This window comes from Parendozoicomonas sp. Alg238-R29, from assembly GCF_947331445.1.
Taxonomy (GTDB): Bacteria; Pseudomonadota; Gammaproteobacteria; order Pseudomonadales; family Endozoicomonadaceae; genus Sansalvadorimonas.
Window position 1 is genome coordinate 1 of sequence record NZ_CAMZOG010000089.1, and the last position, 18429, is coordinate 18429.

24 protein-coding genes are annotated in these 18429 nt (G+C 47.8%); 10 read left to right on the forward strand and 14 right to left on the reverse strand.

Annotated features, from left to right (window positions below):
* Nucleotides 1-320: 320 nt before the first annotated feature.
* From QMA35_RS17840 to QMA35_RS17850, 3 genes are all read left to right on the forward strand, one after another.
* On the forward strand, nt 321-965 hold the full coding sequence (locus tag QMA35_RS17840) for a hypothetical protein (protein ID WP_281648510.1): 645 nt from the start codon (nt 321-323) through the stop codon (nt 963-965).
* 148 nt (nt 966-1113) lie between these two features.
* Nucleotides 1114-1866, forward strand: coding sequence for a hypothetical protein (locus tag QMA35_RS17845; protein WP_281648511.1), 753 nt, complete (start codon nt 1114-1116; stop codon nt 1864-1866).
* A 52-nt stretch (nt 1867-1918) separates the two neighbouring features.
* Nucleotides 1919-3088 (forward strand): PQQ-binding-like beta-propeller repeat protein, encoded by a 1170-nt coding sequence (locus QMA35_RS17850; protein ID WP_281648512.1) that lies wholly within the window; start codon nt 1919-1921, stop codon nt 3086-3088.
* An 81-nt stretch (nt 3089-3169) separates the two neighbouring features.
* On the opposite strand, the gene istB is transcribed toward QMA35_RS17850, so the two are convergent.
* The 3 genes from istB to QMA35_RS17865 form a co-directional block, all read right to left on the reverse strand.
* Nucleotides 3170-3913: an IS21-like element helper ATPase IstB gene (gene istB / locus QMA35_RS17855; protein WP_281648513.1), complete on the reverse strand. Its 744-nt coding sequence runs from the start codon at nt 3911-3913 to the stop codon at nt 3170-3172.
* A complete protein-coding gene (gene istA / locus QMA35_RS17860; protein WP_281648514.1) occupies nt 3910-5457 on the reverse strand; it encodes an IS21 family transposase in 1548 nt (515 codons plus the stop codon). Before istA ends, istB begins: the two co-directional genes overlap by 4 nt.
* A gap of 198 nt (nt 5458-5655) precedes the next feature.
* Complete coding sequence (locus QMA35_RS17865; RefSeq protein ID WP_281648515.1) at nt 5656-5925, reverse strand: hypothetical protein; 270 nt, start codon at nt 5923-5925, stop codon at nt 5656-5658.
* Nucleotides 5926-6234: 309 nt separating this feature from the next.
* On the opposite strand from QMA35_RS17865, the gene QMA35_RS17870 reads away from it, so the two are divergent.
* Together QMA35_RS17870 and QMA35_RS17875 are read left to right on the forward strand one after the other, a co-directional pair.
* The gene (locus tag QMA35_RS17870) at nt 6235-7131 is read left to right on the forward strand and encodes a hypothetical protein (protein ID WP_281648516.1); all 897 of its coding nucleotides are present in this window, start codon (nt 6235-6237) and stop codon (nt 7129-7131) included.
* 90 nt (nt 7132-7221) lie between these two features.
* Nucleotides 7222-8634 carry a hypothetical protein gene (locus QMA35_RS17875; protein WP_281648517.1) on the forward strand — a complete coding sequence of 471 codons (1413 nt, stop codon included), beginning with the start codon at nt 7222-7224 and terminating at the stop codon, nt 8632-8634.
* Between the two features lie 272 nt (nt 8635-8906).
* Here the strand turns inward: QMA35_RS17875 and QMA35_RS17880 are convergent, their stop codons facing one another.
* Nucleotides 8907-9116: a cold-shock protein gene (locus QMA35_RS17880; RefSeq protein ID WP_281648518.1), complete on the reverse strand. Its 210-nt coding sequence runs from the start codon at nt 9114-9116 to the stop codon at nt 8907-8909.
* 291 nt (nt 9117-9407) lie between these two features.
* Complete coding sequence (locus tag QMA35_RS17885; protein WP_281648519.1) at nt 9408-9542, reverse strand: hypothetical protein; 135 nt, start codon at nt 9540-9542, stop codon at nt 9408-9410.
* Nucleotides 9543-9920: 378 nt separating this feature from the next.
* Between QMA35_RS17885 and QMA35_RS17890 the strand changes: the two genes are divergently transcribed.
* The gene (locus QMA35_RS17890; protein WP_281648520.1) at nt 9921-10049 is read left to right on the forward strand and encodes a hypothetical protein; all 129 of its coding nucleotides are present in this window, start codon (nt 9921-9923) and stop codon (nt 10047-10049) included.
* Between the two features lie 257 nt (nt 10050-10306).
* The gene (locus tag QMA35_RS17895) at nt 10307-11458 is read left to right on the forward strand and encodes a N(5)-(carboxyethyl)ornithine synthase (RefSeq protein ID WP_281648521.1); all 1152 of its coding nucleotides are present in this window, start codon (nt 10307-10309) and stop codon (nt 11456-11458) included.
* A 402-nt stretch (nt 11459-11860) separates the two neighbouring features.
* Here QMA35_RS17895 and QMA35_RS17900 read toward each other — a convergent pair whose 3' ends face one another.
* Both QMA35_RS17900 and tnpA read right to left on the reverse strand, forming a co-directional pair.
* A complete protein-coding gene (locus QMA35_RS17900) occupies nt 11861-12814 on the reverse strand; it encodes an endonuclease/exonuclease/phosphatase family protein (RefSeq protein WP_281648522.1) in 954 nt (317 codons plus the stop codon).
* A gap of 240 nt (nt 12815-13054) precedes the next feature.
* A complete protein-coding gene (gene tnpA, locus QMA35_RS17905) occupies nt 13055-13501 on the reverse strand; it encodes an IS200/IS605 family transposase (protein ID WP_281648523.1) in 447 nt (148 codons plus the stop codon).
* A 113-nt stretch (nt 13502-13614) separates the two neighbouring features.
* Between tnpA and QMA35_RS17910 the strand changes: the two genes are divergently transcribed.
* Complete coding sequence (locus tag QMA35_RS17910; RefSeq protein ID WP_281648524.1) at nt 13615-13890, forward strand: hypothetical protein; 276 nt, start codon at nt 13615-13617, stop codon at nt 13888-13890.
* Between the two features lie 32 nt (nt 13891-13922).
* On the opposite strand, the gene QMA35_RS17915 is transcribed toward QMA35_RS17910, so the two are convergent.
* From QMA35_RS17915 to QMA35_RS17925, 3 genes are all read right to left on the reverse strand, one after another.
* Nucleotides 13923-14453 carry a GNAT family N-acetyltransferase gene (locus tag QMA35_RS17915; RefSeq protein WP_281648525.1) on the reverse strand — a complete coding sequence of 177 codons (531 nt, stop codon included), beginning with the start codon at nt 14451-14453 and terminating at the stop codon, nt 13923-13925.
* The gene (locus tag QMA35_RS17920; RefSeq protein ID WP_281648526.1) at nt 14453-14722 is read right to left on the reverse strand and encodes a DUF1778 domain-containing protein; all 270 of its coding nucleotides are present in this window, start codon (nt 14720-14722) and stop codon (nt 14453-14455) included. The genes QMA35_RS17915 and QMA35_RS17920 overlap by 1 nt, the downstream gene beginning before the upstream one ends.
* A gap of 116 nt (nt 14723-14838) precedes the next feature.
* On the reverse strand, nt 14839-15072 hold the full coding sequence (locus tag QMA35_RS17925; protein WP_281648527.1) for a hypothetical protein: 234 nt from the start codon (nt 15070-15072) through the stop codon (nt 14839-14841).
* Between the two features lie 74 nt (nt 15073-15146).
* On the opposite strand from QMA35_RS17925, the gene QMA35_RS17930 reads away from it, so the two are divergent.
* Nucleotides 15147-15620, forward strand: a complete 474-nt coding sequence (locus QMA35_RS17930; RefSeq protein WP_281648528.1) for a 3'-5' exonuclease — start codon at nt 15147-15149, stop codon at nt 15618-15620.
* A gap of 458 nt (nt 15621-16078) precedes the next feature.
* On the opposite strand, the gene QMA35_RS17935 is transcribed toward QMA35_RS17930, so the two are convergent.
* The 3 genes from QMA35_RS17935 to QMA35_RS17945 all read right to left on the reverse strand — a co-directional run bounded on the left by QMA35_RS17935 (nt 16079) and on the right by QMA35_RS17945 (nt 17323).
* A complete protein-coding gene (locus QMA35_RS17935) occupies nt 16079-16240 on the reverse strand; it encodes a reverse transcriptase domain-containing protein (protein WP_281648529.1) in 162 nt (53 codons plus the stop codon).
* Nucleotides 16241-16639, reverse strand: coding sequence for a reverse transcriptase domain-containing protein (locus QMA35_RS17940; protein ID WP_281648530.1), 399 nt, complete (start codon nt 16637-16639; stop codon nt 16241-16243).
* Between the two features lie 516 nt (nt 16640-17155).
* Nucleotides 17156-17323 (reverse strand): hypothetical protein, encoded by a 168-nt coding sequence (locus tag QMA35_RS17945; RefSeq protein ID WP_281648531.1) that lies wholly within the window; start codon nt 17321-17323, stop codon nt 17156-17158.
* A gap of 199 nt (nt 17324-17522) precedes the next feature.
* Here QMA35_RS17945 and QMA35_RS17950 point away from each other — a divergent pair, with 199 nt between their 5' ends.
* Nucleotides 17523-17801 carry a hypothetical protein gene (locus tag QMA35_RS17950; protein WP_281648532.1) on the forward strand — a complete coding sequence of 93 codons (279 nt, stop codon included), beginning with the start codon at nt 17523-17525 and terminating at the stop codon, nt 17799-17801.
* Here QMA35_RS17950 and QMA35_RS17955 read toward each other — a convergent pair.
* Nucleotides 17755-18429 (reverse strand): IS4 family transposase (locus tag QMA35_RS17955; RefSeq protein ID WP_281648533.1); only part of this gene is annotated, 675 nt, incomplete at its 5' end. The two genes, QMA35_RS17950 and QMA35_RS17955, sit on opposite strands and share 47 nt — an antisense overlap.

Sequence of the window (18429 nt, forward strand, 5' to 3'; positions counted from 1 at the left end):
GCTCAGGAAAAGAGAGGAACTGCGGGCAGACATCCGGAAGAATGGTCACCCGAAAAAGCTTAAGTAAGTGCCATTCGGGTCGGAGTCGAATGGCAATACCTTGGTGGTAATATGGTCCCATATTCTACTAAAGGCAGTGCTAGGCCAGATGTCTATGATGTGCTTTCAGGGGTAGTTTACGACTATAAGTATGTGAAAAATCCAGGTTTGGGAATACCCTATAGGCAGCAAAATAACAATTTACGCAACCTGCCTTATGTAACTAACCAAATTGAGATTAATCCAAAATTATGACATGTAGCAGTAAGAAGAAAGAAGTTTTGAAAAAATGGGGGCTGTACTTTCCGCAGTATAGCTCTTATGGCGATTCGTTTTTGCTTAAAAGGAATGGTCCGGTTGTTCATGGGGTGTGCCTAGACACATTAAGAGGAGGGGGTGATTATCGTTCAGTTTATTTCTTTCACAACCTTCTCTTTCACTCCCCGGTGATTACGTTAGGTTATCCGATAGTTTTATGCTCTGATCATACAGATAAACGAATAGCGTATGTTGAAAAGCCTGACGATTCGGCACAGGAAATGACAAAAAAAGTTGAAGGGTTTTCTGGGGGGATGTCCCTTGAAAAATTATTTGACCACATGTTGAAGGTAAAGAATGGATGTTATGGGATACGACCTATCTTTTTACCTCATGTTTATAGAGATATTGTGATTCTATGCAGGTATTTAGGTGAAAATATAGATGAGTTAATCTCATTCTCTATAAAGTCTCTGTCTGAAAGGGACGATTACAATAGACATATTATCGGCGATGTATCTTCTTGGGAGCTTGAGCTAAGGCGATTAGCTAGTTCTGATCTTGGAAGTATTGTTCTAGAGAATTCAAGACAGTTGAAGTTTCCAGTATTAGAAGATATGGGCTTGGAATGTGGCAATTTAATACAAACGAATATTGATAAGTTTTAGGGAAAAAAGGGCCGAGAATAAAATAATAAATAAAGGTAATTAAAGGGGGCGGAGTCATTTACTGAGTTGCATTCCGATCCTTAGTTTTCCCTGCGAATAACCGGCTTGCCCGGTTATTCCAGCCAAAAATAACAAGAGATAATAATAAGTGGTTAAATTTTCAACGTTTTTATGCGGCGTGCTGGGAGCTGCAGCCTTGTTGAGCGGTGTTGTGCAGGCCAGCGAACGCTTTGAAATCACCCCACCTCCCGGCTGGCAGCTGGAAGATACCCGGTTGCACGACGGCGTGCGTACGGATCTTTACCAGTCCGGTGATCTGGAACTCTGGACTGTGTTTGACCGGGCTATCAAAGAAAATGTTCCCGCAAAACGTGTTGACAGCTTGAGTGAACAAGCGGCGCTGGCCGTGCACATTTGTGAGGAACCGGCTGTTGAAACCTTGAATGCTAAAGGCTTTAAAGGCGATGAAGCCCTGGTGGTTTATCGTTGCCAGCCCAAAGACAAAGAGCAGTCGGCTTTTGTGGCCTTTTCCAAGCTGGTGAAAGGGGAAGAGGGCTGGTACCGGTTTGGCCTGGAGAAAGAGTTTGATGACTTGGCTGCACTCACGCCAGAGCACCACAAGGTTTTGCAGCGCAACTTCCTGCAATTGGCTGATATGGCTTTTCTCTGTGAGGAGAGCGAATGCGAAGGCCTGCAACAGGCGCAACTGACGACCACGATTCAACAGGCGATTCAGGCCAAGGCCACTCTGGTTGATTTTTCCAGTACTGGTAAAAGCGCTGTGGCCACTCAGGCGGCTTCAGCCTCTATTCGCCAGGGGCAGCCGGAACTGGTGATGCCCAATCTCGGTAAAGGCACCGATATACCGCCGTTGCTGCAACAGATTATTTATCAAGAATAACAATACGTTTAAAAGAATACATTTCATAAGAATACTCACAAGGATTGTATGAATGATGTTGTCCCGTTCTCGCTTACTTAAGGCTGGTGTTTTGCTGGCATCAGCGGCCTCTATGAATGTTGCACTGGCCGCTGCCGGAGAGACTCTCTGGTCAGAATATCTGGGAGGTAACCTCGGCTCTACCGTGGCTGTGGCTCCGGGTGGCCAGCTGTATGTGGGAGCGGGAGACTACCGGCTCTATGCTCTTGATCCGGCCAATAATGACAAAGTGGCCTGGCGTTTTCTGTCGGAAGATTTTATTGGCTCCAGTCCGGCGATTGGGGCAGATGGCACCGTGTATGTGGGTTCTAATGATGGCAAGGTCTATGCCCTGAATCCGTCGGCCAGCAGTGCCGAAAACCGGGTGAAGTGGCTTTACGATGTTGGCGAGAGCATTTATTCCTCACCGGCGATTGGCACCGATGGAACGGTGTATATTGGTGCTGACAATGGCAAGGTCTATGCCCTGAATGGCCAGACGGGAGCCTGGCAGTGGGAGTTTTCTACAGCCGGTAAAGTCGGTGCCTCTCCTTCTATTGCTGCCGATGGTTCCCTCTATATTGGCTCAGCAGATGGTTACCTCTACGCACTGGATACCACCGCTGGCGGTACAGAGACATGGCGCTTTCAAACCACGACCGGTGAAGGTGTGGGTTCTGTGGCTGTCGATGCTAACGGTATGGTGTTTGCCCCTTCACAGGATGGCAATGTGTACGCCATTACGCCTAACGGTTTTCAGGCCTGGTCGTACAATGTTGGCAGTAAGATTGCCTCGACCCCCGTGATTTTGGAGAACGGTTATGTTGCAGTGGTGTCGTATGAGAGTGGTCGTGTGGTTATTCTGAACCCTGCTGCGCAGGATGACACGGCGCGACTGGTGCTGAGCCATACTCTGAACGAAAAAGTCTTTTCCACCCCCACTGTCGGCGCCGATGGCAGTTTGATTGTAGCCACCATGGCAGGAAAGATTGTGGCGCTGGACCCGAATAACAGCCAGAACCCGGTCAAATGGGAATGGCAGGGTGACAGTGGTTTTGTCGCATCACCCAAGCTCACCGCCGAAGGCACATTGCACATTACTTCCATTGATGGCACATACTACGCGCTGGACAGCCAGACTGGCGGCATGGCCAACACACCCTGGCCGGTGTTTGGTAAAAACCTGGTGAGTACCCGGCGTTAAGACTTACACCCAGCTGGCTTGCCCGTGGCCCTTGCACTTGGTACGAGCAAGCCAGAAGCGACAAACAGTGATAGCTGTCTGTCAGGTCTGATTTTGAGTGTATTTCTTTCTCATGGAGCTGCCGCTTAAGGCCAGCCGATGAGAACGATGAATGAGGCGATCCATTATGGCATCCGCAAGTGTCGGTTCCTCTATGTAGGTATGCCACTCACTGACGGGAAGTTGTGAAGTAATAATCAGCGCGCCATTGCCCGTGCGATCTTCAATGAGATCCAGCAAATCCTGCCGCCCTGTGTCAGTCAGGGGAGCCATAGCCCAATCGTCCAGAACCAGGAGTTTCACTTTTGTCAGATGGCTGCGAAGCTTGGGCAATGAACCATCCTTACGGGCGATATCCAGTTCTTCCAGTAACAGACCGAACCGTTTGTAAAGTACAGAAAGGCCAAGGCGGATAGCCTCGTTAGCAAGTGCGCAGGCCAGCCAGCTTTTTCCTGTTCCCGTTGAACCTGTAATCAGCAGGAACTGATTCCGGGTCACCCAGTCACACCGGCAGAGAGATTCAACAGCGCTGCGATCGAATCCCCGTTTGGCGACATAATCCACATCTTCAATGTAAGCTGTATTCTGTTTTATCTGGGCAGATCTGCGCAGACGTGCCTGTTTACGCTGCTCTCGCTCCAACCTTTCTGCCTGAAGCAGCAGGCTGAGTCGATCTTCAAAAGGTAGCTTCATTTGGTCTGGGATTTCCAGCATACGAATCAAAGCCTGCAGAAAACCACTGAGACGCAATTCCCGCACTTCATTAATGAGTTGCTGCGTACTCATGACTGGTCGGCCTCAGCGTTTGCGTAATATGTCGCACCCCGAACATTGGAGTGAGGAGGTAATTTGTACGGTTTTGACTGCTCGTTTCTTTGAGCTTGATCTATGTGGCATTGAAGAATGGATTGCACACTGGAAACAGTGAGAGACTGTATCTCAGAGACACAGGCACATGCCCTCCTGAATCGCTCAGGGCCATAGTGGCGACAAAGCTTCTGCAACCTGGCACAGGCGCGCACACCTTTTTGCGAATGCTCTGGTATCCCTTCAAATTGTGCCGCGACAACGGCCAGAACTTCGGAACCACATTCTTTGGCCCAGTTAAGATAAAAGGTCTGTGATTGTGCGGCATAACCCTGATGCCTGGGAGGTCGGTGCTCTGTGTTCGTCGTCGATGCCCCCGGCCTGTGACTGCGGGGGTGCAAAGCAATCCGTTTATGTTCATGGTAAATTTCAACCGTCTGTCGGCTGACTCTAACCTCAACGGATAATCCCACAAAACGGTAGGGAACCGAATAAGCATGGTTATCAACGTATATATGATAATCGCTGGGAACTTTCTGAGAGGGTAACCAGGAACCATACACGAAAGGCTTCTCAGGCAGTGCCTGAAGCGCCCCGCGTTCAGTCTCATCAAACCTTTTCTGACGGCATCCGTCATAGCGCCTAAAAGCGCGGTGATTGAGTTGTTGCAGCAATTCAGTTATCGCGTCGTTGATGTCTTCAAGTGAAAAAAAATGGCGTCGTTTCAGCACAACCGTAATCCATCGTGTCACTAACAGAACACCATTCTCAGCCAGTGACTTGTCTTGAGGGTGACGAGCCCTTGCCGGTTCGACAACAAAACCATAATGCTGGGCAAACTCCTGATAGGCGCGATTAACCTTTGGTATTTTTCCTGGACGGGTAACAGCCGCTTTCAAATTATCCGGTACGACAAGCCGTGGACAGCCACCGTAAAATCTCAACATCTGTTCATGAGCCCAAATCCACTCTTCCTGTTTCTGGGAGTGTGTGGCCAGGCAAAATATCAACTGGGAATACCCCAGTACACCGACAAAGATTTCTACCTTGCGAGTTTCCCCGGTGGCAGAATCCGTATACGAGGGTCTCTTACCGGCAAAATCCACGAAACAGATATCACCAGGCTCATAGATCTGTCGCATACTGACATCAATCGTTTTCCGATAGTCCCGGTAATATTTGTTGAACTGGCTATAACAGTAAGCATTTTCAGGGTCGGCACGACGATACTCTTCCCATAGCTGAATACGGGTTTGATGCTTTTCGTGCAAAAGTTCATGAATGGTGGGCCAGTCAGGCTCTCTCTTACCAGGTCGATCACAGGTCAGTCGATTGAATGCGCTCTGGAGCGCTGAATCAGGCAGGTGATTCAGCTCTTCCCTGGTGTAACAAGAGGTTTTAACCCTCGCCCGGTATCTCCTCACCGTATTTCGTGATAGCTGAACAGCGCGGGCAATACGGCGAGAGGAGAAATTCGTAGTCAGTAGTAAGCGCAAGAGTTCACGCAAGGTAGCAGGCTTCATAAAGCCTCCCTGTTTTCATCATAAACGTGGAAAAACAAGACATACACTTCCGCGTCTGGTCATTTGACAGACCAGTATCTGGAAGCTTGAATGGGAGGCATTGGGAATCGCTTATTCAACCTCCCGTAAAAGTCAGGGTTCGTGACAACTCTGGCTTTTTTCTTTCTATGCCTTGGTCAATACCTTCGGGTCAGGTCATCATTTCTGCACCTCTTTTTTGATCAGATCACAAGAGTTCTCAATACTCTGTTTTGCAAGCCACTGTGCAACATCGGCAACCAGTGCGAATCGTCCCCGGCGTTTGGGAATGGTGAAGAGTTTGACTGGAAAATTCTGTTGAGTAATCGCTTGGTGCAACGCCCCCAGAGTGCGGAACCCCATAGCTTGACGAAGTTGTTCACCACTAAGTACTGGGGAACAGTGCAGTGTTAACAAATCGTTTTTTAGCTCTCCAGACAAAGTTGCCACTCTGTCCTCTGGCTGCTCCTTTCTCAAACCCTGACCTCATTTGGTGGTAAAGAGCATGATTTCGTAAGAATAGGGACTTTTACAAACCTTGAGTACCGTCTTATTTTTACGATAAAGGCACGACTTTCTGGTCAAAAAAGTCAGATTGTTCAGTTTTTCAGCGGGTTCCCCCGGAAATAGAAGAGTTTGGCACTGTTGATGTGCAAACTTTATCTCATACATTCCTTTACCGACTACAAAAAACTGTCGTTTGAGGTCCGTTCTCTGGCGACAAGGTATTGGGTAGCCTGGATAAAAGAGCGTTTGAATGTGGCAGCCGTATACCAGCTAAAGCGGCGACTCCTGAGTGATGAAGCTCTTGCTCTGAAGCCTCCAGGCTGGCTAAACAATGCATCGCGCTTTTGGAACAGAAAAGAGAACGGTCAGCCTGTACAGCGCGAGGGGCTGGTCGATCAGGTTGAAGCTTGCCCTGAACTCAAGGGAGCTAAAGCCATTTTGTGTCACCCTTTCTGGCACCTGATCGACATGCCATTCCCGACCCCTGACGCCTTGAGCTTTATTCTTCTGCAACTCCCGTCACACTATACGAGTCAACTGTTTAGTAACGAATTCCAGCATGTCAGAAAGAAAAAAATTAGAATACAGAGCCAAATCAGGCTGGAGATGCCCTATGACTTGAATGCTCTGACCTGCTTTCTTGTACGTGCTATCGAGGAGGGAGTTGCTGTAAAAGAGAAGACTGGTGAAGTTGACAGTATACCTGTCATGCAGGTTATCGCGATAAAAATGTTTATCAGACAGAGCCTGATCACACCACTATCTGCCATAGCAGGCGAGCTCTATGACGTCATATCCACTCGGTTTCATCCCCTGTTTTCAACAATACACTACTCCCGCTCTCATCTGACTTTCAGAGATAGAGACATGAAGGTGAACTGCATAGTTTTGGGCTTTTTCAGAGGTCGACAAGGCATATTTCAGCACAGCCTGAGGCTTCACAGGGAATGGTTAAATCAGGCTCAGAGAATAGGCTTGATTACTGATTCGGTTCTGGATAAACAAGCATTCTTATGGTCTGTTATGTTTTTCAGCTTGGACGAACTGGAATCAGCGTTGTTTCACCCGCAGCTGTGCTCCATGAATAGCCCTTATATTCAGAAATTGCAGCGTTCTATGAATAAGTTTCGCCAAAACCTGACCTCCTGAACAGCAGAGTGGGCATGGGGAAAACAGCAGGCTGGGTCAGTATAAAACAGCAGAAGGTGTCAGTTTGAACAGCGTAGCCAGCCTGCAGAAGTGATCAGACATTGGCTGGAACAGCAGGAGAAAGACGATATCATTCGCCAGTTCGTTGCAGTGATTACCAAAGACCGGTATTTGAAGAATACGTGGTTGCTCAAAGCGGAAACAGGGCTGGGCCGCATGGACAAGAGAGCGATTAAAAAACAGATCACCGCAGCATTCCCCCTGAACAAACATATTTATGAGTACCCGAAGGTTCGTACCTACTTTGCTACAGCCATCGCGATACTGCAGGAACTTGAACAGCCCTTGTGCGAGCTGCCTGCCGATGAGCAGATGGTGCTGGTTGAGTACGCTTTTGAGCGGTTGACTCAGGCATTGGAAACGGTCGACGATTCCGGTGGTTTCCGTTACGACAGCCTGAGTCTTTTGCAGGGGTTGTTTATCCGGGCATTTCAGCAGCTGAAATGCCCGGATGAGAAAAAGGCTGGAACCCTTCTGAAGATTGCTTTAACGGATGAGTACAACTTTTATGGTCAAATCCCTGCAGACTATAAAGAATGTCTCTCGCCCCATTGTCTGGCGTTGTTCTATAAGCAGGCACAGGAACAGTGGGATGCTTTGCCTCCATTCACTGGTGACAGCTGGAGTCGACCAACGCTGCACTACCGACTGGAGCAGTTGCTGACCGATCGAGCCCGACAGGAAGATGACTATGAAGCGTTGATCGCCATTAAGGTGAAAACAGCCACACATAGCCACGATTATCAGGAGTTGGCGGAGCTTCACTTTGAGCGAAAAGACTACGATCAGACCGCATTCTATTTGAAAAAAGCAAAATCCCTGGACAGCCATGGCCGTGATAGCGGCCATGGGTTACAGGTGAAACTCTATCAAGCTACTGGGCAAGGAAATGAAGCGGTCGTGTGCCAGTGGCAGTACTTCCAGAAGCACACCAATCTGGTTGAATATCGAAAATTGTTAGCGATTGCCAAACAGGAAGGCAACGAGACAGACTGGCCCACGCAGACCATAGTCTGGCTAAGCGACCATCTGGAGGAAAAAGACACGTGGCATCGAAGCTACGGTCATTACTCGCCCCGATCCGATACCTTGGTGGGGATTTACCTCATGGGGGCTGAGTGGGAAAAGGCCTGGAACATTGTACAAGGCTTTCAGGTAGCCGATGATTTGGCCTTGAACCTGGCACGAGAATCAGCCAAAGCTTCACTGGAAAAACACTGGGAAAGAATTTTGCGGGTTTTTACAGGGCAAGCCTCAGGCCAGATCGAGCAAGGTAACAATGAAGCGTATCAGCAAGGCGTTAGCTTGTTGGTTGAGCTGCATGGGTTGACGATGGGTACGCCATACCATCATAGAGCGGAACAGGAGATCGCTGGTCTAAAAGAGACTTACAGGCGCAAACGCAATTTTGTCAGCTACCTGAATAATGCTCTGACAATATAAGTCAGTTTTTCTGGTACGTGAGTGATGCTTTTCAATGTCCTTCATTTCAGGTTCGCTTCACCTACTCTTATCGTGCAATGAACCGCCCCGCAGCAAGCTGCGGGTAAACTCTTCCCGTTCATTTCGAAAGTTTGTTAAGCCAAGAAAAAGAGGAAGGAAGCAGAGTCAGCAATAGAATTTTGCAAACAAAAAAAAGCAACGCCCGAAAGCATTGCCTTTTCTACTTCGCCAGAGGCGAAGTCAGTAAACTACATCGAAATGCAGTTCAGCTCTTACAGAGGACGGATGTCTTCTGCTTGAGGGCCCTTCTGGCCTTGAGTAATAGTGAACTCAACACGCTGACCTTCAGCCAGGCTCTTGAAGCCGTCGCCAGTGATCTGACGGAAGTGAGCAAAAACGTCTGGTCCGCCATTCTCTTGCTGAATGAAACCAAAACCTTTCTCGTCGTTGAACCACTTAACTGTACCGGTAGTAGTAGACATAGTCGTATCCTTATTTTCAATAAAATGTGCCTTACAAGTAAGGCGATTAAGCTAGAAGTTCTGCTATTGATTATGAAGAACGAAATGAGTAACTAAACCCGGAACGTTTGAATCTATACATAAAGAATGAAACACACTTTTAACGTGCCGCTACTATATACCTCAAAGCGGCAGAAGTAATGAGTATTTACATTTATTTTCTACGCACCACGCCAACCTTAAGCAAATTCTTACCTATTTGACCGTTCGCGCTCTGTACACTTGGTCATTCATTTTTATTATATCCATGGGTTAGCCCTTAAACACGCCACTATCCGCTAACAGATTACAGCCCATACGAACGCCAATCATCCAATCGCCAACTCCCGAACCACCGCGCGCCCTTCTACCTGTGTGCATAGCTCCACCAGCATAGACGAGGAACATACACATCCTTAAGTGTTTTATTGAGGGGCACGGAGTCTTTCAAGATAGTTGATACAAAAGACACCATTTAAAGAACTTGAACATTTGCTTGTTCCCAGATCAATCAAAATGCGAATGAAAAGAACATTATAAACTCTTGTGTGTTAGGGTCTGTTGTGGTTTTGTTTTCGGCTCAGTGGCTCTAAAAGCCGCCCGCTGTTAGAAAGACTTGTGAAAATCGTAGTTATTCTACATTGAGCAAGTCTGACGCAGCAGATGGCGGCTTTTAGAGCCACCCGAAGGGCATTCCCGAGGGCTTCCATGGCTGCGTTGCAGCGTTTTGAAAGGCAATAAGCATTCCGGCAACGCTGCGCCCTATAGTGCCCTCCGGGTATAACCATGAAAGCCCTCGGAAATGCTGAGCTCGACAACAAAACCACAACAGACCCTAGGGTGATGCGGATTCGAAAACTTTCCTTTCTCAGTGGTTTTACTGAGAAACCACCGATAGACGCTATCGCACAGTAGTTGGGATCAGTGCAGCTCAAAAACCTATTTCCATCATGGTTTCTAAAAATATCAATGAAGGCTATATGCAACTTGGCCGGCTTTCGGTTGGTAACTACAGGTTCCAGATTCAGAATACACTCGCCATTTAGACAGGGTTTTGTTCGTGGCAAACCTGGAGTGTTTTCAAAGGGCCTCATGATCAAAAAGCATGCTTCCTTCACGAGAAAGATGATTCGTTGATGAAGTGACACTTATTGAAATAAGGGAACGACGGCATGAATACATCAAGAACAGGCGTTATTGGCACTTCAAGAAAAACAGATGAACGACGATTCCCAATCCATCCAGAGCACTTATCACGTATTCCTGAACCACTTCGTAAACAGTTAATATTTGAAGAAGGCTATGGTTCATCATTTGGTATCTCAGACGCTGACATTGCAGGCCTAACTGGTGGCATTGCTACACGGCACGATATATTGACTGATCTTGAAACGGTCATTATTAACAAACCAGTGTTAGCTGATTTACAGGAACTTCGCGAAGGCGGAACACTGTGGGGTTATGCGCACTGTGTACAGCAACAGGAATTTACCCAAGTCGCTCTTGACCGCAAACAAACTGTTATTGCTTTTGAGGATATGTATGTCTGGTCTCCTGAAGGGCGTGCAGGTCGCCATACATTCTATAAAAATAATGAAATGGCTGGTTATTGTGCTGTTATTCATGCCTTACAACTGAAAGGCATTGATGGACATTACGGCAATCAACGCAAGACAATCATCTTTGGTTTCGGTGCTGTCAGCCGTGGTGCCATATACGCCCTCAAGGCCCATGGTTTTAGAGATATTACCATTTGCATTCAACGCCCGGATCACGAAGTACGTGAAGAGGTGCTTGATTGTAACTATGTCAGATTGCAAGCGGGCAATGAGGGAGAGGCACGCATGATGGTGGTAGAGCACGATGGAACATCACGGCCGCTGGCTGAGCTCATCCATGAAGCAGACATAATCGTTAACGGCACCTTCCAGGATACAGAAAACCCTGTCAACTTCGTTGTTGAAGAAGAAAGTGCATGCCTGAAACCTCACAGTCTGATTATTGATGTGAGTTGTGACGAAGGAATGGGCTTCTTTTTCGCCAAGCCAACAACGTTCAAAGATCCAATATTCAAGCACGAAACCATTGATTATTATTCAGTGGATCACACCCCTAGCTATTTCTGGGAAAGTGCCACACGGTCAATTTCTGCTGCACTTATTGTCTATTTGCCAACGGTACTGGCAGGGCGTGATAGCTGGCAGAACGATGAGACTATTCGAAAAGCCATTAACATTGATGGCGGTATCATTCAAAACAGTTTGATATTGTCTTTTCAAAATCGTGCCCCCAATTACCCACACGCATATTTAACTTCTGCTTAACATACCGTCCTGAGTAAAACTCATTATAGTATTATAAGGGCTGATTATTCTTCGGCTCTTATTGCAACAGCCCCTTTCATTCATTCTCAAAATTTACCCGTATCTGGAAACTCTCTAAGTGATTTTATGGGTTGAGCTTCAAACTGTATGAACAACAATACGGTTTTTCTATAGGAAAGATGTGCTGTGAGACTGTTTCGCCAGAAGGAAAAGGCTGTGTATGTTCAACACAAAGTGCACATAGACCAACAGCAGTAAATATCTTGCCTCTGTTTAGAGATACAGAGCAAGATAGTACATCGCTCAATTTGTGCAAAATATTACTTTGGAAGTCAGTGGGACGTTGTCCGGATACATTCCACGCTGGTTAAGGGGAGCTTACGCTGAGAGTGTAAATCTGTGTTATTCCTCCTGCAGCAATCTCTGCTCAAGTAACTCATCATCTATCCATGTGTCTACTTCCAGCCATAATGGCAAATGGTCACTTAACTGATTCTTGAATTTGCCCAGCGAAAGCTCGGGGTAGAGCTCCGTATGTGAATCTCGAAAAAAGCGAATAACTCCTCCTTTTCCTGTGAACCGCTCATGTCGAGTAGGGCTGTGAAGGATTTGATCATAGGTCGCCTTTTCCGAAAGGTTGGTTCCCTGTACATTCAGCAGTGCAGGCGGGATTTGCAGGCTGCCACTGGTAATGGCCTTGAAGGCGCTACTTCTGCGACCAGGAATATTAAAATCGCCCAGAACAATAAAATCCCGGTCAACCAGGTAGTTGGAAGATCTCCGTTCCTCGACCCAGTCGGCTAACTGCTTCAGTGCTTTTGCTCTGGCCCTGACACCTCCGCTCCAGCGAATGTGGGCTGTTAACATGACAAAGTCGAAGTTGCCTGCTCGGAATGATGCCATATACGGTGATCGCCACCAATCAGGAGAGGTTTGACGATACTCACCATCTTTTCCTTTCATGCGTAGCGGGTCAGCTTCAGCAGCCAGTCCGGTAAACTCAGCAGCCCTTTTATCGTAGAGATAGGCGATACGCTCCTGGAATCCGGCTGCATCATTACGATAGTCTGAGTAAACAACTTTATAGTAAGGGCCAAGCAACTTTCTGACCCGCTCTAAATCATCAAGGTTGTCCTTCAACTCCGTGATGGCCAGGACATCGAACTGACCCATGATTTCGGCAATAAGATGTATGGCATCTTCCCTGCGAACAGACTTTCCAAATTCACGGATATTCCAGGTGCCAATGATCAGGTTTTCATCAAGCTTACTGGGAGGTATTCCCGCATCATTTATACGCTGGCGTAGATATTGTATTTTGCGGGCCGTGGTTGGTGATAACGATCCATGGTGCATGGTAATCCCTTTACCTGTTCCTGAAACGTAATGCCAGAGTCTCACCATTACGGTATTGCGTCAAAGTCTCGCAAATGGAGATTGCTGATAACTACGGCTTATCTTGCCCATATCAAATGTTTTGGGGGCAGATTAATAAAGGATCCTCGGGGCAAGCCCTCCTCGCTTAGGCTCGGACTTTCGCTTCGCGAAAGCGAGGTATTCTCATTGAATGATGCTTCTAACTGCCCGAGATAGCTCTTAAAACATCGCAAGCTGATGATCTGAATGGAGCTTCTCATACTCTCCATTACCTTGATTTCTCACGTAGTTCGAAATCATCTGCTCATCACCATGCTTGCCAACCGTGCTTGCAAAATATCCGTCAGTCCAAAGCTCACCTCCCCATAGCTGCTTCTTCACATGCGGGCAACGCTTGAAGATCTCCTTGACAGTTAGGCTTTTAATCATAGTTACGAGCTTTGTCACCGAATATGCCGGTACAGCCTGAACCAAAAAATGTACATGATCCTTGTCTGCTCCTGTCTCTGGAAACTTAACCTCATATCTGGCCTCGATCTGCAGACACACCGCCTTCAGCTCTTTATCTACAGCATCGTCAAATACCACCCTTCGGTACTTTGCTGGAAACACTAAGTGGTAAAGCAAAACTGTAACGTTATGACTCTTGTGGATGTATTCGCTCATCCTACCAGTTTACGCCGCAAGCGGCGGGGAATATGACCCGAAGAGATTGAATCAGATAAACCCGAAGGCAAGGATCGTGTCTACAGAGTGACTGCAGGGTTGGAGACCGCCTGATGTCAAACCCTGTCCACCAAAGCGCTGGGAGTTTCTGCTCAAGAGAGCAGCCAGCTCTTCTTATTCTGCCTCTCACCAACGGCCACCTCATGGTGAGCCGGGTGAACCGGACGGATGTCCGGACTCTTGCCACACTCAATCGTTGGTATCCCAACCTTATCAATGCTCTCGCGCTGGTGCAGAAAGGCAATCTTGATGTGATTGCTGGTCGTGGCGTTGTGGCTCTTCATCGTGATTGTGATGAGCCTTGGCATGAGGTGATTTCGCGACCCTAAGGATCTCCGGCTGTCTTGGGACGCGGGACAAGCTATTCATCAAACAGCTCACCAACCATTCTCATAGGTAAGAACATGCGGGTTCGACCATTGTGTTCACAGAGAATCTCAAAGCCGTACTTACGATAGAAGTTCTCAGCAGCCTTTGTGAGGCAATCAACGACAATGGCATAGGCTCTCATATGTGCATTCACCTGCCACAAGTAGCGCAGGGCATGAATCAAACAGATTTTACCCAACCCTTGCCCATGATATTCACGGTGGACACCCAGCTGAGCAAGCAAGAAAATCGGGATGGGATATCGGGGTAGTTTTTTCGCAAGATTCTTAGGCAAAGTCTCTCGGCTGATAGCACTGGGAGCAATACTGTAAAAAGCACAGACAGGCAGCTTTTGGTCGGGAAGCGGATGAATGCCAGATAAAACCATAGTCCGGCTGATACCCGTCTGCATATGCCGGAGAGCCTGTGTCTGGAGGAATGTATTCAGTTCGCTCTCACCACAGTCAAATGAAGTACGATTGTGATGGCTCTTATCCAGCTCAACAAACTCAGTCGCCCACATTACTTAATGCCCTTGCTATCGGAAAAAGCCAAGGCGTCTTTTAGTGACTGATTAGGGGCTTTTGCTTTGTCGCAAGCGTCCACAAACCGGTCGAAGGTATCACCCTCAATGGTAATGTTTTCGTACTGTTTGATGACCTGAGCTGAGTCTTCCTCCATCAGCCGAACAACATACTCTGTCAAACTCTTCAACCCCAGAAGAGCAGAGGCTTTCTCAGCCTTGGCCTTGATTTCCTCATCCAGCCTTAAATCCAGCCTCGCAGTAGCCATGACAATTCCTCCTTTTTGTACAGAATCTTTCCGTATAGAGGATATTAGGCGAGAAAAGTTCCTTAGGCAACTGTACGGATGGATGGCGGATAGGATATGGGCGCACTATTACCTTTTTATTGTTTGCACAACCTTCTCCACACCCCGGCTGGCAATGTAACCACCAATCCAACTGCACGATACCAAGCAGCTTCAGCTTTTATCACACCCGCCTGTTGTGCCCGTTCATCCAGCTCGCCGTTGATAGCCATCTGAGTGAGGGCGGCCCGGGCTTTGTCGGCCTGATCGGCATCGGGAAAGATCTTGTCGATAATCTTACCCACCACTGGCACTGCAGCTATCCGACTCATTATGCGTTCTTGTCTAATCCATAACAGTGAAGCTACATTCTTTCTGTTCGCCTTCTCATTTCGAGTGCTGGAATATGTCTGAAACGATTTATGTTGATACCGAGACAACAGGCTTGATGTCATCAGACGAGATTGTTGAAATTGCAGTTGTAGGTCGAGGCGGTGAAGTCCTCCTCAATACTTTGGTCAAACCCAAGCGACATAAACGCTGGCCTGATGCTCAGGACATTCATGGCATCACGCCACCCATGGTTAAAGATGCACCGTCCTACGACGACCTGCGTCCACAACTGCTTGATATCTTCAGGGGTAAAAAAGTGGTGATTTACAACAAAACGTACGACAGCCAATACATAGGAGCAGAGTTATCTGTCGCAAAGAAGGTAGTCTGTGCCATGCGACTGTTTGCCAAACACACGAATGCTGGCTGGTGGAAACTTGGTGATGCAGCTCATGAAATTGGCTACCAGTGGACGGGTGATGCCCACCGGGCATTAGCCGATACCCTCGCCTGCCGGGCTGTTTGGTTGTCCTTCAATGACGAGTGACTCATCTGCCAAACACAGATCAACATCAAAGCAGGGACAATCCTTGTACGTAAGGATTGAGCAACTTTGCTAATTCTGGAAGAGAATACTGTGATCGCCTTTTCGAAATTCCTAATACCTTTATCGTATCCCGAATATGCTGAGCCGAGGCTTTGCTAATAGCGGGTAGAAAACCAGCGAAGTAGTTTCCGTAGCAGCTTTGGGCTGTTCTGGCCCGGAAGGTGTAGCCCAGAAAATCAAACGATATATGCTCATGTTGCCCCGGCCTTCCCGTGGCCTTGCAGTAAACCAGCTTTGTCTTTATTGGGTGCAATGTAAGACCACAGTCGAATAAACGACCTCTTACTACCTCCAACACAGACATAGCCTCTTGTTCTCTGCGACAATGAATCAGCGCATCATCAGCGTATCGTTCAAACCACACATCAGATATATGATTTTCTAACCAATGATCAAATTCATAATGCATAATACATGAACAGGTTAGCCAGTAATGGGCTAATCACTCCACCTTGTGGCGTACCCACACCTGCTGCCCGCTTGATTTGGTGCTCAACTGCTCGCATCATGAGTCTGTGATCTAGATTGTCAAAGAATCCCTTGATATCCAGATCAATCACTCATTCTCTTTGCCAACAGCGCTTTCGAGCCACCGCCAATGCTTGGTGCGCTGAACGTTTTGGCCTATAGCCATAAGAGTCTTTGTGAAAAACGGGTTCCACCAAGGGCTCCATTACTAGCTTTACCACGGTCTGGGCTATGCGGTCTGCGACTGTCGGAACTCCCAACGGCCTCGTGCCTCCATCTTTCTTTTTGATGTCTACACGCATGACGGGGGGAGGAAAGTCGCTTCCCGATGACATCCTGTTCCATAGTTTGTACAGGTTACCGCCTAAATTGTGTTCAAAGTCAGCCAGAGACTGTCCATCAACACCAGCAGTGCCCTTATTGGTTTTAACTCTCAGCCAGGCCTGCCAAACAAGCCCTTTAGAAATTGTGAACGATTTTGCTTCAGTCATCGACTCATCCCAATCACATTGGTTGATCCATTCCTTCCGCTGGATAAGTCAGCCCCTTCGCTCCACTTCCATTACAGAAGCTTCAACACTACTACGAGCTGATCCGCCCCTGTGTTCTGTATCGGTACTCAAGGTCTCCACAGTTCATCTGCTTGACCCTCTTCCTTAGCACCAGAACGACAGGTTCCCACGTTCCACAAAGAGCCTGAAATCAGTTCATACCACCTCTATGCCGGACACCGCTCAGTCAGTAGCTGGATATCTTCTGAGCTAATCATGGGACCGCCATGCCACCCTATTTTTGATGTCAATGATCGTGCTTACGGCACGTCGTCAATGGTTCACTTTCGTTCATCTCAATTGCAGTTACGAGAAGACCGACTCTGCTCTCGTGGCACACCAAAGCGCTGCACAAGCTTACTGAAAATCCATACCAAAACCGGGGATTTTGTCTTGCCCCAAAACAGGTCACAGTGCCAGCAAATAGCAACCAGTACCAACTACAAGTAATTTGGCTTAACTTGGGTAGCCGGTATGCCCCGATGAACCAGCACCGCCAGCAATGCCCGGTACCAATACCTGTGAATCGACGTTCTCGGCACTCCAGTACACCGGGCAATCTCTCGCCAGGTAATACCAGAAGCTCGCAGCCAGCGAGCAGGCGACTTCGCGAGCCTTGGCCATTCGTTGCAGATACCTGGCATTACGTAAGCGCCGATACAGCGACTAGCGTGATTGAACTCCTGCAGAGCTTCACGGGAAAGTCAATCAATCTCGGCATCGGGTACTGTGATGATTTGCAGCAGAGTTATGCTGCGGAGATCTTTAAGGGTTATGGGCCAAGACCTTCCCTGTGCCAGCGCTCCAGGATGCAGGCTGAGATATGCCAGCGTTGGTTCAGTTCTTTGGCGGTGAGATGTTCGATACATACGACTTCCGTCTCCTGCAGCTGTCTTCTGTTTGGACAGGTTCAGGATCGGTGGAATTCTGGGAGGAGCGTAAGGGGGTGAAAGGGAGGAGTTTGGGGAGGAGAGAAGACTGTGTCGATGGCCTGAATGGTTTTTCTGATACCTTCAAAACAGTCCTCTTTATGACTCAAAGCCACTACTGTCCGGTTAAGCATAAACCAGCTCCAGACTCCCCTGATTCTGGAGTAAATTGACTTCCATGCTATCCGGCGGATCACTGAATAATTCCAACAAAGAGCAACGGCGGGTCAGATTAAGACTGATTCTTCGGGCTATTTGCTGTAACGACAATTTGCAGGGTGTTGTGATCTGAGCCAGCCGCAGCAGGAGGTAGGCAATCATTGCTGTGAGCACCTGTATTCTTACAGCATTTTCACTGCGCCCAAGGAACCGCTTCACCTTCAGATTCTGCTTAATCCACTTGAAGAACAGTTCGATTTGCCAGCGGGATTTATACAAGGCGGCAATCTCTGCAGCACTTCTCTTTAGATCGTTACTGATAAAAACCAGAACTTTGTCGTCTTCCCGGCGAATCTTGACCCGCCTGAGATCAGTTGGACAGTCCTTTCTACCTTTGCCAGAAGAGAGTCTGATAATTTGGTCTTCCAGGATAGAGTCGTCTGTCGTTTCACGACACTCAATGGCTTCGTAAACTGCTGAGGTTTTCATCCTGCCCACAAACTGCGTGCTCTGACAGGTCATTTCGTAATACCAGCTGTAGTCGTCGTAAGCTCGGTCAAAAACATAGGTGACACCTGCCATGATGGGAAGGTTCTGAGCCGTTTTACAGTCATTTCTCTTGGCGGTGGTCAGTTCGAAAAA

What these genes read in the sequence shown, in the direction of transcription:
- QMA35_RS17850 (WP_281648512.1), top strand. Translation starts at nt 1,919, where the DNA reads ATGATGTTGTCCCGTTCTCGCTTACTTAAGGCTGGTGTTTTGCTGGCA.
- istB (WP_281648513.1), bottom strand. Translation starts at nt 3,913, where the DNA reads ATGAGTACGCAGCAACTCATTAATGAAGTGCGGGAATTGCGTCTCAGT.
- istA (WP_281648514.1), bottom strand. Translation starts at nt 5,457, where the DNA reads ATGAAGCCTGCTACCTTGCGTGAACTCTTGCGCTTACTACTGACTACG.
- QMA35_RS17880 (WP_281648518.1), bottom strand. Translation starts at nt 9,116, where the DNA reads ATGTCTACTACTACCGGTACAGTTAAGTGGTTCAACGACGAGAAAGGT.
- QMA35_RS17885 (WP_281648519.1), bottom strand. Translation starts at nt 9,542, where the DNA reads ATGTTCCTCGTCTATGCTGGTGGAGCTATGCACACAGGTAGAAGGGCG.
- QMA35_RS17890 (WP_281648520.1), top strand. Translation starts at nt 9,921, where the DNA reads ATGAAAGCCCTCGGAAATGCTGAGCTCGACAACAAAACCACAACAGAC.
- QMA35_RS17895 (WP_281648521.1), top strand. Translation starts at nt 10,307, where the DNA reads ATGAATACATCAAGAACAGGCGTTATTGGCACTTCAAGAAAAACAGAT.
- QMA35_RS17900 (WP_281648522.1), bottom strand. Translation starts at nt 12,814, where the DNA reads ATGCACCATGGATCGTTATCACCAACCACGGCCCGCAAAATACAATAT.
- tnpA (WP_281648523.1), bottom strand. Translation starts at nt 13,501, where the DNA reads ATGAGCGAATACATCCACAAGAGTCATAACGTTACAGTTTTGCTTTAC.
- QMA35_RS17910 (WP_281648524.1), top strand. Translation starts at nt 13,615, where the DNA reads ATGTCAAACCCTGTCCACCAAAGCGCTGGGAGTTTCTGCTCAAGAGAG.
- QMA35_RS17915 (WP_281648525.1), bottom strand. Translation starts at nt 14,453, where the DNA reads ATGTGGGCGACTGAGTTTGTTGAGCTGGATAAGAGCCATCACAATCGT.
- QMA35_RS17920 (WP_281648526.1), bottom strand. Translation starts at nt 14,722, where the DNA reads ATGGCTACTGCGAGGCTGGATTTAAGGCTGGATGAGGAAATCAAGGCC.
- QMA35_RS17925 (WP_281648527.1), bottom strand. Translation starts at nt 15,072, where the DNA reads ATGAGTCGGATAGCTGCAGTGCCAGTGGTGGGTAAGATTATCGACAAG.
- QMA35_RS17930 (WP_281648528.1), top strand. Translation starts at nt 15,147, where the DNA reads ATGTCTGAAACGATTTATGTTGATACCGAGACAACAGGCTTGATGTCA.
- QMA35_RS17940 (WP_281648530.1), bottom strand. Translation starts at nt 16,639, where the DNA reads ATGACTGAAGCAAAATCGTTCACAATTTCTAAAGGGCTTGTTTGGCAG.
- QMA35_RS17945 (WP_281648531.1), bottom strand. Translation starts at nt 17,323, where the DNA reads ATGGCCAAGGCTCGCGAAGTCGCCTGCTCGCTGGCTGCGAGCTTCTGG.
- QMA35_RS17950 (WP_281648532.1), top strand. Translation starts at nt 17,523, where the DNA reads ATGCCAGCGTTGGTTCAGTTCTTTGGCGGTGAGATGTTCGATACATAC.